The organism is Parahoeflea alexandrii, assembly GCF_024105735.1.
Classification (GTDB): Bacteria; Pseudomonadota; Alphaproteobacteria; order Rhizobiales; family Rhizobiaceae; genus Hoeflea; species Hoeflea alexandrii.
Genome location: NZ_JAAAML010000001.1, coordinates 1,599,458 through 1,613,699 on the forward strand (window position 1 = coordinate 1,599,458; position 14,242 = coordinate 1,613,699).

Sequence of the window (14,242 nt, forward strand, 5' to 3'; positions counted from 1 at the left end):
GCGAGATCCACTAGGCCGGAAATAAGACAAAAGAGTACATCATGTCCGTTCGTCGACTTGCCGAAGATAATGTCCAGCCAGCGGAATTCGCCTTCAACCGCGAATTTTCCGCGCAGGCAAAGGTGTGGATCAAGAAGTATCCCAAGGAGCGCGCCCAGTCGGCGGTGATTCCGCTGCTGATGCTGGCGCAGGAACAGGACGGCTGGGTGACCAAGCGGGCGATCGAGACGATTGCCGACATGCTGGGCATGCCCTACATCCGGGCGCTCGAAGTGGCGACCTTCTACACCCAGTTCCAGCTCAAGCCGGTGGGCACCCGCGCTCACGTTCAGGTGTGCGGCACCACGCCGTGCATGCTGCGCGGTTCGGAAGCGCTGATGGAAGTCTGCCGCAGCAAGATCCACCCGGAGCCGTTCCATCTCAACGAGAGCGGCACGCTGTCGTGGGAGGAGGTCGAGTGCCAGGGGGCTTGCGTCAATGCGCCGATGGTTATGATCTTCAAGGATTCCTACGAAGACCTGTCGCCCGAGCGGCTGGCCTATATCATCGACCGCTTCGAAGCGGGGCGTCCCGAGGACGTGACGCCGGGGCCACAGGTCAAGCGCACCTTCTCGGCGCCTGAGGGCGGGCTGACCAGCCTGACCGAGGAAATCAAGCCGGGAAGCAAGGGCGGTTCCAAGGCACCGGCGAAGGCCAAATCGCCCGCCGCGACCAAGGCCGGGCGCCCGAAATCGGCTGCGACGGAAACCGAGACAAAGTCACCCGCCAAGGCCAAGGCGAATGTGAAGGCTGATGCGAAGACCGCTGCCACGGCAAGCGAAGCGCCGAAGATGAGTTCTGCGCGCAAGGAATCGGCAACGGCGAAGACAAAGAGCGCCGGTGCGACGGCTGCCAAGGGCAATTCCTCCTCGGACCTGGCTTCAACGGCCAAATCTGTTGCGCCTGCGAGAAAGACCGCCAAGCCGGTGACCAAGGGCAATGCGACGATGGCCGTTGCGGCGACTGCGAAGGGCACTGCGAAAGCGGCTCCCGCCGCGGCACCGGAAGACAAGAATCGTCCCGCGGGTATCGCCAAGCCGGCCCAGCCGGACGATCTGAAGATGATCTCGGGCGTCGGTCCGAAAATCGAGGGCATCCTACATTCGCTCGGCATCTACACGTTCGCGCAAGTTGCGTCGTGGAAGAAGGCCGAACGCGAATGGGTCGACGGGTATCTGAAGTTCAAGGGCCGCATCGAGCGCGAGGACTGGCTCAAGCAGGCTAAGGCGCTGGCCAAGGGTGGCGAGGCCGAGTACATCAAGGTCTTCGGCAAGAAGCCGCGATAGAGGTGAATGATGTTAGATGACAAAGACCGGATCTTTACCAATATCTACGGCGTCTACGACAAGTCGTTGAAAGGCGCGATGGCGCGCGGCCACTGGGACGGCACCAAGCAGATCCTGGAAAAGGGTCGTGACTGGATCATCAACGAGATGAAGGCTTCCGGCCTGCGCGGCCGAGGCGGGGCAGGGTTTCCGACCGGCCTGAAATGGTCGTTCATGCCCAAGGAAAGCGACGGGCGCCCGCACTATCTCGTCATCAATGCAGACGAGTCCGAGCCCGGCACCTGCAAGGACCGCGACATCATGCGCCACGATCCGCATACGCTGATCGAGGGCTGCGTGATTGCCGGCTTCGCCATGGGCGCGCATGCGACCTACATCTATGTCCGCGGCGAATACATGCGCGAACGCGAAGCATTGCAGACGGCGATTGACGAGTGCTACGACGCGGGCCTTCTGGGCAAGAACAACAAGCTTGGCTACGACATGGACATCTATGTCCATCATGGCGCCGGCGCCTATATCTGCGGTGAGGAAACAGCGCTGCTCGAAAGCCTCGAAGGCAAGAAGGGCCAGCCGCGGCTGAAGCCGCCATTCCCGGCCAACATGGGTCTCTATGGCTGCCCGACAACGGTCAACAACGTTGAATCCGTTGCGGTGGCGCCCACGATCCTGCGCCGTGGCGGCGCCTGGTTTTCCGGGATCGGCCGGCCCAACAACACCGGCACCAAGCTGTTTTGCGTGTCCGGCCACGTCAACACGCCCTGCACGGTCGAAGAGGCGATGTCGATCCCGTTCCGCGAGCTGATCGATACCCATTGCGGCGGCATTCGCGGCGGCTGGGACAATCTGCTGGCGGTGATTCCGGGCGGCTCCTCGGTGCCATGCGTGCCGGGCGCCGACATCATCGACACGCCGATGGATTTCGACAGCCTGCGCGACCTCAAGTCGGGCCTCGGCACGGCGGCAGTGATCGTCATGGACAAGTCGACGGATATCGTCAAAGCGATCTGGCGGCTGTCGGCCTTCTACAAGCATGAGAGCTGCGGCCAGTGCACGCCGTGCCGCGAGGGCACCGGCTGGATGATGCGGGTGATGGACCGCATGGTCAAAGGCAACGCCCAGAAACGCGAAATCGACATGCTGTTTGATGTTACCAAGCAGATCGAGGGTCACACCATCTGTGCGCTTGGTGACGCAGCAGCCTGGCCGATCCAGGGCCTGATCCGGCATTTCCGTCCCGAGATGGAAGCGCGGATCGACCAGTACACACGCAATGCCGTGCAAAGCCGCAACACGCGGCTGGAAGCGGCGGAATAAGAGGCCCGCACCTAGCCGGGCCCGGAAAGACAAGGAAACGTCACGAGGGACAAGAGCCAACAACCGACTAAGGAGAAACTGATGTCGATGTTTTCTTTTCCCGCAGACATGAATGAAATGATGAAACCGATGCAATCCATGACCGACTGGACCAAGCTCGACGAGATGCCCGTCTCGCCGCTGATGGTCTATCCGTTGGGTGCGGCGGCGGCAGCCACCGCCATCGGTTTCGGCATGGCGGGCCAGATGGCCGGCATGATGATGGGCGCCATGCAGGCGGCGATGCAGAACCAGTCTTCGTTGCTTGGCAACCACCCTGATCTGAGCTGGATCGTGCCGACGCTGGCCGAGGACATTGCGCCCGAAGAAGATGAGAGCGAGGCAGTGGAGGTGCAACCGGCGGCAAGGGCCAAGACTGCCGATGTGGTCACCTTGACGCCTGCAGCCAAGCCGGTGCCTGCCAAGAGCAAGGCGAAGGCAAAGCCAACTGCGGCAAAGCCGGCCAATGCCAAGCCGGCTCCGGCCAAGGCCGCATTAGCCAAGGCCAAAGTCGAAGCCGCTGAGACCAAGCCCGTCACCGTTGCAGCGGTGGAGAAGCTGAAGTCGGATGCCGAGGTTGCTGCAGGTGTGGCCAGCGAAAGCGTGGCCGTCGTTGATACCCCGGCAAAGCCAGCACCCGCGCCGACGCTTGAGCCTGAAGATTTCCGCCGTCCGGCAGAAATCGAGAAGCCGGAGACCCCGGACGATCTGAAGTTGATCTCAGGTGTGGGGCCGAAACTCGAGCAGGTGCTCAACGGTCTGGGGATCTGGACTTTTGACCAGATCGCCGCATGGCAGCCGGAAGAGGCGGCCTGGGTCGACGATTATCTGCAGTTCAGCGGCAGGATCGGCCGCGACAACTGGATTAAACAGGCCGGTGCGCTGGCAAAGGGCGGGTAACCGCCAAACAGGAATGCAAAGCGGGGCGGTCTGACTGCCGCCCGGCAAAACACAATCAGGTCCCGGTGAGGGATGGTACGCGGTCGCTCCGACCGTTCGCAAAGGTAGGACTGCTTGCATGGCCAAGATCAAGGTTGATGGAAACGAGATCGAAGTGCCGGATCACTACACGCTGCTGCAGGCGTGTGAGGAGGCCGGCGCGGAAGTGCCGCGGTTCTGTTTCCACGAACGGCTGTCGATTGCCGGCAATTGCCGGATGTGCCTGGTCGAGGTGAAGGGCGGACCGCCCAAGCCCGCAGCCTCCTGCGCCATGGGCGTGCGCGACCTTCGGCCCGGCCCGAACGGCGAAACGCCGGAAGTGTTCACCAACACGCCGATGGTCAAGAAGGCGCGCGAAGGGGTGATGGAGTTCCTGCTCATCAACCATCCGCTTGATTGCCCGATCTGCGACCAGGGCGGCGAGTGCGATCTGCAGGACCAGGCCATGGCCTTCGGCATGGACAATTCGCGCTATGCCGAGAACAAGCGCGCCGTCGAAGACAAGTATATCGGACCGCTGGTCAAGACGATCATGAACCGCTGCATCCACTGCACGCGCTGTGTCCGTTTCACCACCGAAGTGGCCGGCATTTCCGAGCTTGGCCTGATCGGCCGTGGCGAAGATGCCGAGATCACCACCTATCTCGAGCATGCGATGAGCTCTGAACTGCAGGGCAACGTCATCGATCTCTGCCCGGTCGGCGCGCTGACCTCGCGGCCCTATGCTTTCCAGGCGCGTCCGTGGGAATTGAACAAGACCGAATCGATCGACGTGATGGACGCCTGCGGCTCGGCGATCCGGGTCGATACCCGCGGCCGCGAAGTGATGCGGGTGATGCCGCGCGTCAACGAGGCGATCAACGAGGAATGGATTTCCGACAAGACCCGGTTCATCTGGGACGGCTTGCGCACGCAACGCCTCGACCGCCCATATGTGCGCCGCAACGGCCGGCTGGAAGCAGCAAGCTGGGGCGAGGCCTTCGGCGCCATCGCGACGGCTGTTGCTGCCGCCAAGCCGGAGCGCATTGGCGCGATTGCCGGCGACCTGGCGGCAGTTGAAGAAATGTATGCGCTCAAGGCGCTGATCAGCTCGCTCGGCTCGACCAACATCGATTGCCGCCAGGATGGCGCTGCACTTGACCCGTCACTTGGCCGCTCGAGCTACATCTTCAATCCGACCATCGAAGGCATCGAGGATGCGGACGCGATCCTGATCATCGGGTCGAACCCGCGCCGCGAAGCTGCGATCCTGAATGCCCGGATCCGCAAGCGCTGGCGCATGGGCGAGCTGCCGATCGGTCTGATAGGCGAGCAGGCCGATCTGCGCTATGCTCACGAGTATCTCGGCGCCGGCCCGGAAACGCTGAAGGAACTGGTCGACGGCACCAACAAGTTTGCGGCCAAGCTGAAGCGCGCCAAGAAGCCGATGATCATCATCGGCCAGGGCGCGCTGGCGCGCGGCGACGGCGCGGGTGTTCTCGCTAACGCCGCCAAGCTCGCCGATGCGGTCGGGGCGGTGAAGGGCGACTGGAACGGTTTTGCGGTGCTGCACACGGCGGCAGCGCGCGTCGGCGGCCTCGATCTCGGCCTGGTGCCGGGTGAGGGCGGCCTCGATGCCGCAGCCATGCTGACCGGCACCGACGTTCTGTTCCTGCTCGGCGCGGACGAACTCGACTTCACCAGGAAGACCGCGGGCTTCACCGTCTATATCGGTACCCATGGCGACAATGGCGCGCACCATGCCGACGTGATCCTGCCGGCTGCGACCTACACGGAAAAGTCCGGGACCTATGTCAACACCGAAGGCCGGGTTCAGCTTGGCAGCCGCGCCGCCTTCGCGCCGGGCGAGGCGCGCGAAGACTGGGCCATTCTCAGGGCGCTTTCGGACGTTCTGGGCGAGAAGCTGCCCTATGATTCGCTCGTCGCGCTCAGGGCCGCGCTTTATGCCGAGTACCCGCATTTCGCGGAAATCGACATGATTTCCACCGGTGACAGCAGTGCAATTGCCGCAATTGCGAAGAAAGCGGGCCGGATGAACAAATCGGCGTTTGCGTCCGCGGTCAAAGACTTCTATTTGACCAACCCGATCGCACGCGCTTCTGCGGTGATGGCTGAGTGCTCGGCCTTGGCGAAGACCGCCAAGGCAGTGGCGGCGGAATAGGGGCGGGAAACACCATGGACGGTTTCATCACATCTTATGTCTGGCCCGGGGCCATCATTCTGGCGCAGTCGCTGCTGGTGATGGTGGCGCTGCTGCTGTTCATCGCCTACATCCTCTACGCCGACCGGAAGATCTGGGCTGCCGTGCAGTTGCGCCGCGGCCCGAACGTTGTTGGCCCGTGGGGTCTGTTCCAGTCCTTCGCCGACCTTCTGAAGTTCGTCTTCAAGGAACCGGTGATTCCATCGGGTGCCAACAAGGCGGTGTTCCTGCTCGCCCCGCTGGTGGCGGTGACGCTGGCGCTGGCGGCCTGGGCGGTCATTCCCTTCGATGCCGGCTGGGTGATTGCAGACATCAATGTCGGCATCCTGTTCGTTTTCGCGATCTCCTCGCTTGAAGTCTACGCGATCATCATGGGCGGCTGGGCCTCGAACTCGAAATATCCGTTCCTCGGCGCGCTTCGCTCGGCGGCGCAGATGGTGTCCTACGAGGTCTCGATCGGCTTCGTCATCGTCGCCGTGCTGCTCTGCGTCGGTTCGCTCAACCTCACCGATATCGTAATGGCGCAGGCCGACGGCATCGGAACCCGGATGGGGCTGCCGAATTCGCTGTTCGACTGGCACTGGTTCGCACTGTTCCCGCTGTTCATCATCTTCTTCATTTCGGCGCTGGCCGAGACCAACCGTCCGCCCTTCGATCTGCCGGAAGCGGAATCGGAACTGGTGGCGGGCTTCATGGTCGAATACGGCTCGACGCCCTACATGATGTTCATGCTCGGCGAGTATGCAGCGATCGTGCTGATGTGCGCGCTGACCACGATCCTGTTCCTGGGCGGCTGGCTGCCGCCGCTAGATGTGTGGTTCCTCAACTGGGTCCCCGGCATCGTCTGGTTCGTGCTCAAGGCCTGCCTCGTGTTCTTCATGTTCTCGATGGTCAAGGCCTTCGTACCGCGCTACCGCTACGACCAGCTGATGCGGCTTGGCTGGAAGGTGTTCCTGCCGATTTCGCTGGGCATGCTGGTGATCGTGGCCTTCGTTCTCAAGCTGACGGGAACCGCGCCGTGATCCTGACCACCTGTTTTTCCATCCGGCTGATCAAGCCTATCAAGAGCGGAGACTGACCATGTTGGCTCAAGCCGCAAAATCGCTGTTCCTGAAGGAATTCGTCGGCGCGTTCTTCCTGTCGATGCGCTATTTCTTCGCGCCGAAGGCGACCGTGAACTACCCGAACGAAAAGGGGCCTGTCAGCCCGCGTTTCCGCGGTGAACATGCGCTGCGACGGTATCCGAACGGCGAGGAACGCTGTATCGCCTGCAAGCTGTGCGAGGCCATCTGCCCGGCGCAGGCGATCACCATCGAGGCCGGTCCGCGACGCAATGACGGCACCCGCCGCACGGTTCGCTACGACATCGACATGGTCAAGTGCATCTATTGCGGCTTCTGCCAGGAAGCCTGCCCGGTCGATGCGATCGTCGAGGGGCCGAACTTCGAGTTCGCGACGGAAACGCGCGAAGAGCTCTACTACGACAAGGACCGGCTGCTCGCCAATGGCGACCGCTGGGAACGGGAAATCGCTCGCAACATCGCGATCGATTCGCCCTACAGGTAAGACACCGGAACGGCGCACCATCGGGGCGCGCCGTCCTGAATTCACATGCGGGGGGCAGGGGCCGGCTTCGGTCCATCTGCCTCCATTCGGGGCGGGAACAAATGGTTCCTGTCACTCGGGGGAAAGACGAAAAGGCGCCGATCATGGGTCTGCAGGCTCTGTTTTTCTATTTGTTTGCCTTCGTGGCAGTGGCTTCCGCCTTCATGGTGATCGCAGCGCGCAATCCGGTGCATTCCGTGTTGTTCCTGATCCTCACCTTCTTCAACGCGGCCGGATTGTTCCTGCTTACAGGCGCCGAGTTCCTGGCGATGATCCTGCTGGTGGTCTATGTCGGCGCGGTCGCGGTACTGTTCCTGTTCGTCGTCATGATGCTCGACGTGGACTTCGCCGAGATGAAGTCCGGTGCACTCGAATACGCGCCCGTCGGCGCGCTTGTCGGCATCATTCTGGCGGCCGAGCTGATCATCGTGCTTGCCGGTAACGCCTTTCATCCGGCAGCGGCCGGCAGCGGGTCCAGTCCGATCCCGGCACTGAGCGAGCGAAGCAACACCCAGGCGCTCGGCGACGTGCTCTACACCGACTACATCTTCTTCTTCCAGATCGCCGGCATGGTGCTGCTGGTGGCCATGATCGGCGCCATCGTGCTGACGCTCAGGCATCGGGAACACATCAAGCGGCAAGACATCAACCAGCAGGTCGCCCGGACACCGGAGACCGCCATCGAGGTGGTCAAGGTCAAGCCCGGCCAGGGCATTTGAACGCGGGGACGTGAAGGAATAATCGCATGGAAATCGGACTCTCCCATTACCTGACTGTCAGCGCGATCCTGTTCACGCTTGGCGTTTTCGGGATATTCCTGAACCGCAAGAACGTGATCGTCATCCTGATGTCGATCGAGTTGATCCTGCTTGCCGTGAACCTGAACATGGTGGCGTTCTCGATGCATCTCAACGATATCGTCGGGCAGGTGTTCGCGTTGCTGATCCTGACGGTTGCCGCGGCGGAAGCGGCGATCGGTCTTGCCATTCTCGTCGTCTTCTACCGGAACCGCGGCTCCATTGCCGTGGAAGACGTCAACATGATGAAGGGCTGAGAGAGCCATGTACCACGCTATCGTCTTTCTTCCCCTCATCGGCGCGCTGATTGCGGGTTTCGGTGGCCGCGCCATCGGCGCCAAGGCCTCGGAATACGTGACCACGCTGTTCCTGATCGTCGCCGCGCTCCTGTCCTGGGTGGCCTTCTTCACGGTTGCCATGGGCGACAGCGAAACCATTCGCGTGCCGATCATGCGCTGGATGGATTCGGGCGGGTTCAGTGTCGACTGGGCACTCAGGATCGACACGCTGACCGCGGTGATGCTGGTTGTCGTCAACACGGTGTCCTGCCTGGTTCACGTCTATTCGATCGGCTACATGCATCATGACCCGCACCGCCCGCGGTTCTTTGCCTACCTGTCGTTCTTCACCTTCGCCATGCTGATGCTGGTGACCTCGGACAATCTCTTGCAGATGTTCTTCGGCTGGGAAGGCGTGGGCGTGGCCTCCTACCTGCTGATCGGCTTCTGGTACAAGAAGCCGTCGGCCAATGCCGCGGCAATGAAGGCGTTCATCGTCAACCGCGTCGGTGACTTCGGCTTCCTGCTTGGCATCTTCGGCCTGTTCGTGCTGTTTGGCTCATCCTCGTTCGATGCGATCTTTGCCGGTGTTGCAGACTATCTGCCGGCGGAAGGCGCCGAGGGCGGCGAGACGGTTCTCAACCTGTTCGGCATGCATCTCGACAAGGCGCATGCTCTGACCGGCGTCTGCCTGCTTCTGTTCATGGGCGCGATGGGCAAGTCGGCCCAGTTCCTGCTGCACACCTGGCTGCCTGACGCCATGGAAGGCCCGACACCCGTGTCGGCGCTGATCCATGCCGCGACCATGGTGACCGCGGGCGTGTTTCTTGTCGCGCGCATGTCGCCCGTGTTCGAACACGCACCGGATGCGCTCACCGTGGTGACCTGGATCGGTGCGATCACGGCGTTCTTTGCCGCCACCGTCGGCCTGGTGCAGAATGACATCAAGCGGGTGATTGCCTATTCGACCTGCTCGCAGCTCGGCTACATGTTCGTGGCGCTCGGCATTGGCGCCTATGGCGGTGCGATCTTCCACCTGTTCACCCATGCCTTCTTCAAGGCTCTGTTGTTCCTTGGCGCCGGTTCGGTGATCCATGCCGTCTCCGACGAGCAGGACATGCGGCGCATGGGCGGGTTGCGCAAGAAGATCCCGATGACCTACTGGATGATGATCATCGGCACCATCGCTCTGACCGGCGTCGGCATTCCCGGCACGCTGATCGGAACCGCCGGCTTCTTCTCCAAGGACATCATCATCGAATCGGCCTACGTGGCGCACAACTCCGCCGCCGGCATCGCCTTCGGGTTGCTTGTGATCGCTGCGCTGTTCACGAGCTTCTATTCCTGGCGCCTGATCTTCATGACCTTCCACGGCAAGCCGCGCGCTTCGTCGGACGTGATGCATCACGCCCATGAATCGCCCCCGGTGATGCTGGTGCCACTGTTTATCCTGGCCGTTGGTGCGCTGCTTTCCGGCGTGGTGTTCAAGGATTTCTTCTTCGGTGATCACTACGAGGCTTTCTGGAAGGGCGCGCTGTTCACCGGCGCTGAGAACCAGATTCTCGAGGAATTCCACCATGTGCCGCTGTGGGTGAAGCTGAGCCCGTTCGTGGCCATGCTGCTGGGCCTTGTGACCGCCTGGTATTTCTACATCCGCTCGCCGGAGACACCCAAGCAGCTGGCCGAGGACCATCAGGCCCTTTACCGGTTCCTGCTCAACAAATGGTATTTTGACGAGCTTTACGATTTCATCTTTGTCCGCCCTGCGAAGTGGCTCGGCTCATTCCTGTGGAAGCAGGGTGACATGCGCGTCATCGACGGTTACGGCCCCAACGGCATCGCCGCGCGGGTGCAGGACATCACCGGCCGGGTTATCCGGCTGCAGACCGGATACCTCTACCACTACGCCTTCGTGATGCTGATCGGAATTGCAGCGCTTGTCACATGGATGATGCTCGGGAGTGCATTCTGATGACCGATTGGCCTCTTCTGTCAGTTGTCACCTTCATACCGCTGATCTGCGTGCTGTTCCTGCTGCCGATCAAGGATGATACCGAGATCGGCCGGCGCAACATCCGTCAGGTCGCACTTTTGGGCACGACCGCGACCTTCGTGATGTCGCTGTTGATCTGGGCGAGCTTCGATGTAACCGACCCCGGGTTCCAGATGGTGGAAAGCATCGATCTTCCGGGCTCGATGTTCTCCTACGCGATGGGCGTTGACGGCATTTCGATGCTGTTCGTCATCCTCACCACCTTCCTGATGCCGCTGTGCATCCTTGCCAGCTGGAATTCGATCCAGACGCGCGTGCGGGAATACATGATCGCCTTCCTGGTGCTCGAGACGATGATGATCGGCGTGTTCTGCGCGCTCGATATCGTGCTGTTCTACGTGTTCTTCGAAGCAGGCCTGATCCCGATGTTCATCATCATCGGTGTGTGGGGCGGCAAGCGCCGGGTCTATGCGAGCTTCAAGTTCTTCCTCTACACGCTCGCCGGTTCGGTGCTGATGCTGCTGGCGATCATGGCGATGTACTGGGATGCGGGCACGACCGATATCCGTATGCTGCTGGCGCACAACTTCCCGGCGGAAATGCAGACATGGCTGTGGCTGGCGTTTTTCGCCTCGTTTGCTGTGAAGATGCCGATGTGGCCGGTGCACACCTGGCTTCCCGATGCGCACGTCGAGGCGCCGACCGCTGGATCGGTGATCCTGGCCGGCATTCTCTTGAAACTCGGCGGCTACGGCTTCCTGAGGTTCTCGCTGCCGATGTTCCCGCTCGCCTCGGCCGATTTCGCGCCGTTCATCTTCACGCTGTCCGTTGTTGCGATCATCTACACCTCGCTGGTGGCGCTGATGCAGGAAGACATCAAGAAGCTGATCGCCTACTCCTCGGTGGCGCATATGGGCTACGTGACCATGGGCATCTTCGCCGCCAACGAGCAGGGCGTGCAAGGGGCGATCTTCCAGATGCTGAGCCATGGTCTGGTATCGGGTGCGTTGTTCCTGTGCGTCGGCGTGGTTTACGACCGGCTGCACACCCGCGAGATCGCCGCCTATGGCGGTCTGGTCAACAACATGCCGAAATACGCGGTTGCGTTCATGATCTTCACCATGGCCAATGTCGGTCTTCCCGGCACCTCCGGCTTCGTCGGTGAATTCCTGACGCTGATGGGTGTGTTCCAGGTCAACAGCTGGGTGGCGCTGTTTGCCGCGACCGGGGTGATCCTGTCGGCCGGCTACGCATTGTGGCTCTACCGCCGCGTCGTCTTCGGATCGCTGGAGAAGGAAAGCCTCAAGGCCATGCTGGACCTGTCGGGCCGCGAGAAGGCGATCCTCTATCCGCTGATCGCGCTGACTATCCTCTTCGGGGTCTATCCGGCGCCGATCTTTGATGTGACGGCAGCCTCGGTTGACGCACTGATCAACAACTACACGGCTTCGCTGCAGGCAGCGCGCGATCTCGCGCTGTCGGTTAACTGAGCTACGGAGACTGCAGGACCATGACGTCAGAGATACTCACTTCCAGCCTTCTGCTTTCCGTGCCCGAACTCATGCTTGCCCTGGGCGCCATGGCGCTTCTGATGGTCGGTGTGTTCTCCGGCGAGAAGTCGGTGACGCTGGTCAACGGACTGGCGGTGGCGCTCCTGATCATGGCCGGCCTTGTGCTGGTGCTGGTGACCGAGAACGGGGAAGCCTACAATGGCGCCTTCCTGTCCGATCCGTTCGCGAAGTTCATGAAGGTGCTGGTGCTGATCGGATCGATCACCGCGATGGTGATGACGGTCGGTCATGCCAAGGCGGAGCGGATCGACAAGTTCGAGCTTCCGGTGCTGTTCGTGCTGGCGACACTCGGCATGCTGCTGATGATCTCCGCCAATGACATGATCGCGCTCTACATGGGGCTCGAGCTGCAGTCGCTTGCACTCTACGTCGTCGCGGCGATCAACCGCGACAGCCAGCGTTCGACCGAAGCCGGCCTGAAGTATTTCGTGCTTGGCGCACTGTCCTCGGGCATGCTGCTTTACGGCGCATCGCTTGTCTACGGCTATACCGGACACACCGGTTTCGACGAGATTGCGGCCGCGATTTCCGGCGGCGAGCGGTCTCTCGGCCTTATCTTCGGTCTGGTGTTCCTGCTTGCAGGCGTCGCCTTCAAGATCTCCGCGGTGCCGTTCCACATGTGGACGCCCGACGTCTATGAGGGTGCGCCGACGCCGGTCACCGCGTTCTTTGCGGCTGCGCCCAAGGTCGCGGCGATGGCGCTGTTCGTTCGTATCGTCATCGTTGCCTTCGAGCCGGTGACGCTCGACTGGCAGCAGATCGTGGTGTTTATCTCGATTGCCTCGATGGTGCTGGGTGCCTTCGCGGCAATCGGCCAGAAGAACATCAAGCGGCTGATGGCCTATTCCTCGATCGCCCATATGGGCTTTGCCCTGGTTGGTCTTGCGGCCGGCAGCCAGGCCGGTGTACGCGGCGTCATTCTTTACATGCTGATCTATATGGTCATGACGCTCGGCACGTTTGCCTGCATTCTCGCCATGCGGCGCAAGGAAGATGGCAATGTCGAGCAGATCGACGATCTGGCCGGGCTGTCGTCGACCAACCCGTTCATGGCGCTGATGCTGACCATCCTGATGTTCTCGCTTGCGGGCATTCCGCCGCTGGCAGGTTTCTTCGGCAAGTATTTCGTCTTTGTCGCGGCAATCGAGGCCAAGCTCTATGGTCTGGCCATCATTGGTGTGCTGGCCTCGGTCGTGGGTGCCTATTACTATCTTCGGATCGTCAAGATCATGTGGTTTGATCAGCCCAGCGGCTCGTTTGCCCCGGTTGCGGGTGAACTGAGGCTGGTGTTCGGGATTTCCGGCCTGTTCGTCATGTTCTATGTGCTTGTCTCCAACCCTCTGGGCCTTGCCGCCGACGTTGCCGCGAAGACGTTCTTCTAGCATGCGGCGGAAGGCTGCATGAGGGGGCCTGATTTCCGGCATATCGAGCTTGGAGACGTCGCGTCGACCAATCTCGAATGCATGGACAGGGCCCGCTCCGGTGATGAGGGCAATCTGTGGATTACGGCGGTGCGCCAGACCGGTGGCCGCGCGCGTCGTGGCAGAAGTTGGGTTTCGGAACCCGGCAATCTCTATTCCTCACTCTTGCTGATTGACCCGGCGCCATGGGCGGCGTTGGCGAGCCTGCCGCTTGCGGTCACCGTTGCGGTTGAGGCGGCGGTGTCCTCGGCGTTGCCGGCCGAGGCCGCGAAGGCGCTCAGGATCAAGTGGCCGAACGATCTGCTGATTGGCGGCCGCAAGACCTCCGGTATCCTGATCGAAGCCGAACAGATGCCCGATGGACGCAGGGCAGTGGTCATAGGTTGCGGCATCAATGTCGCCCACCGCCCGGAAGCGGGGCTTTATCCGACCACCTGTCTGGCGGAGCAGGGAAGTGCGGTAACCCCGCAAGACCTGTTTGCGCAGCTGGTTGTCACCATGGACAGCGTGCTGAGCCTATGGGACCAGGGACGGGGGGTGGCAGCTATCCGCGATGCCTGGATCGAACGCGCGCAGGGCATCGGGGAGCCGGTGACCGTGAATTTGCCTGACCGGCAAATCAGTGGTCTGTTTGATGGAATAGATATCGAAGGCAGGTTGATGCTTGCATTGCCGGACGGGAACAGACAAACAATCGCCTCAGGTGATGTGTTTTTCTCGTAACAAGGCATGTTTTTCACCTTGATCCGGTTCCGGC

Annotated in this window: 12 protein-coding genes; all 12 read left to right on the plus strand. The window is 61.5% G+C overall.

Annotation, left to right across the window (positions count from 1 at the left end; genetic code table 11):
- The first annotated feature begins 41 nt into the window (after window positions 1-41).
- On the plus strand, window positions 42-1,325 hold the full coding sequence (locus GTW23_RS07415; RefSeq protein ID WP_252915251.1) for an NADH-quinone oxidoreductase subunit E: 1,284 nt from the start codon (window positions 42-44) through the stop codon (window positions 1,323-1,325).
- A 9-nt stretch (window positions 1,326-1,334) separates the two neighbouring features.
- Window positions 1,335-2,642 (plus strand): NADH-quinone oxidoreductase subunit NuoF, encoded by a 1,308-nt coding sequence (gene nuoF / locus GTW23_RS07420; protein WP_152008502.1) that lies wholly within the window; start codon window positions 1,335-1,337, stop codon window positions 2,640-2,642.
- An 81-nt stretch (window positions 2,643-2,723) separates the two neighbouring features.
- Entirely contained in the window at window positions 2,724-3,581 is an 858-nt protein-coding gene (locus GTW23_RS07425) for an NADH-quinone oxidoreductase subunit E (RefSeq protein ID WP_252915252.1), read from the plus strand.
- Between the two features lie 118 nt (window positions 3,582-3,699).
- Window positions 3,700-5,781, plus strand: a complete 2,082-nt coding sequence (nuoG, locus tag GTW23_RS07430; protein WP_252915253.1) for an NADH-quinone oxidoreductase subunit NuoG — start codon at window positions 3,700-3,702, stop codon at window positions 5,779-5,781.
- A 14-nt stretch (window positions 5,782-5,795) separates the two neighbouring features.
- Window positions 5,796-6,842: an NADH-quinone oxidoreductase subunit NuoH gene (gene nuoH / locus GTW23_RS07435; protein ID WP_252915254.1), complete on the plus strand. Its 1,047-nt coding sequence runs from the start codon at window positions 5,796-5,798 to the stop codon at window positions 6,840-6,842.
- A 58-nt stretch (window positions 6,843-6,900) separates the two neighbouring features.
- Window positions 6,901-7,386, plus strand: coding sequence for an NADH-quinone oxidoreductase subunit NuoI (gene nuoI, locus GTW23_RS07440; protein WP_193217239.1), 486 nt, complete (start codon window positions 6,901-6,903; stop codon window positions 7,384-7,386).
- Window positions 7,387-7,529: 143 nt separating this feature from the next.
- Complete coding sequence (locus GTW23_RS07445; RefSeq protein ID WP_252915255.1) at window positions 7,530-8,144, plus strand: NADH-quinone oxidoreductase subunit J; 615 nt, start codon at window positions 7,530-7,532, stop codon at window positions 8,142-8,144.
- A 26-nt stretch (window positions 8,145-8,170) separates the two neighbouring features.
- Window positions 8,171-8,479 carry an NADH-quinone oxidoreductase subunit NuoK gene (nuoK, locus tag GTW23_RS07450; protein WP_152008507.1) on the plus strand — a complete coding sequence of 103 codons (309 nt, stop codon included), beginning with the start codon at window positions 8,171-8,173 and terminating at the stop codon, window positions 8,477-8,479.
- A gap of 7 nt (window positions 8,480-8,486) precedes the next feature.
- Entirely contained in the window at window positions 8,487-10,472 is a 1,986-nt protein-coding gene (gene nuoL / locus GTW23_RS07455) for an NADH-quinone oxidoreductase subunit L (protein WP_252915256.1), read from the plus strand.
- Window positions 10,472-11,983 carry an NADH-quinone oxidoreductase subunit M gene (locus GTW23_RS07460; RefSeq protein WP_152008509.1) on the plus strand — a complete coding sequence of 504 codons (1,512 nt, stop codon included), beginning with the start codon at window positions 10,472-10,474 and terminating at the stop codon, window positions 11,981-11,983. The genes nuoL and GTW23_RS07460 overlap by 1 nt, the downstream gene beginning before the upstream one ends.
- A 20-nt stretch (window positions 11,984-12,003) precedes the next feature.
- The gene (gene nuoN, locus GTW23_RS07465) at window positions 12,004-13,446 is read left to right on the plus strand and encodes an NADH-quinone oxidoreductase subunit NuoN (protein ID WP_152008510.1); all 1,443 of its coding nucleotides are present in this window, start codon (window positions 12,004-12,006) and stop codon (window positions 13,444-13,446) included.
- Window positions 13,447-13,464: 18 nt separating this feature from the next.
- Window positions 13,465-14,208 (plus strand): biotin--[acetyl-CoA-carboxylase] ligase, encoded by a 744-nt coding sequence (locus GTW23_RS07470; RefSeq protein WP_152008511.1) that lies wholly within the window; start codon window positions 13,465-13,467, stop codon window positions 14,206-14,208.
- The last annotated feature ends 34 nt before the right edge of the window (window positions 14,209-14,242 follow it).

Excerpts from the sequence above, each read along its gene's own strand:
- GTW23_RS07415 (WP_252915251.1), top strand. The coding sequence starts at position 42 with ATGTCCGTTCGTCGACTTGCCGAAGATAATGTCCAGCCAGCGGAATTC.
- nuoF (WP_152008502.1), top strand. The coding sequence starts at position 1,335 with ATGTTAGATGACAAAGACCGGATCTTTACCAATATCTACGGCGTCTAC.
- GTW23_RS07425 (WP_252915252.1), top strand. The coding sequence starts at position 2,724 with ATGTCGATGTTTTCTTTTCCCGCAGACATGAATGAAATGATGAAACCG.
- nuoG (WP_252915253.1), top strand. The coding sequence starts at position 3,700 with ATGGCCAAGATCAAGGTTGATGGAAACGAGATCGAAGTGCCGGATCAC.
- nuoH (WP_252915254.1), top strand. The coding sequence starts at position 5,796 with ATGGACGGTTTCATCACATCTTATGTCTGGCCCGGGGCCATCATTCTG.
- nuoI (WP_193217239.1), top strand. The coding sequence starts at position 6,901 with ATGTTGGCTCAAGCCGCAAAATCGCTGTTCCTGAAGGAATTCGTCGGC.
- GTW23_RS07445 (WP_252915255.1), top strand. The coding sequence starts at position 7,530 with ATGGGTCTGCAGGCTCTGTTTTTCTATTTGTTTGCCTTCGTGGCAGTG.
- nuoK (WP_152008507.1), top strand. The coding sequence starts at position 8,171 with ATGGAAATCGGACTCTCCCATTACCTGACTGTCAGCGCGATCCTGTTC.
- nuoL (WP_252915256.1), top strand. The coding sequence starts at position 8,487 with ATGTACCACGCTATCGTCTTTCTTCCCCTCATCGGCGCGCTGATTGCG.
- GTW23_RS07460 (WP_152008509.1), top strand. The coding sequence starts at position 10,472 with ATGACCGATTGGCCTCTTCTGTCAGTTGTCACCTTCATACCGCTGATC.
- nuoN (WP_152008510.1), top strand. The coding sequence starts at position 12,004 with ATGACGTCAGAGATACTCACTTCCAGCCTTCTGCTTTCCGTGCCCGAA.
- GTW23_RS07470 (WP_152008511.1), top strand. The coding sequence starts at position 13,465 with ATGAGGGGGCCTGATTTCCGGCATATCGAGCTTGGAGACGTCGCGTCG.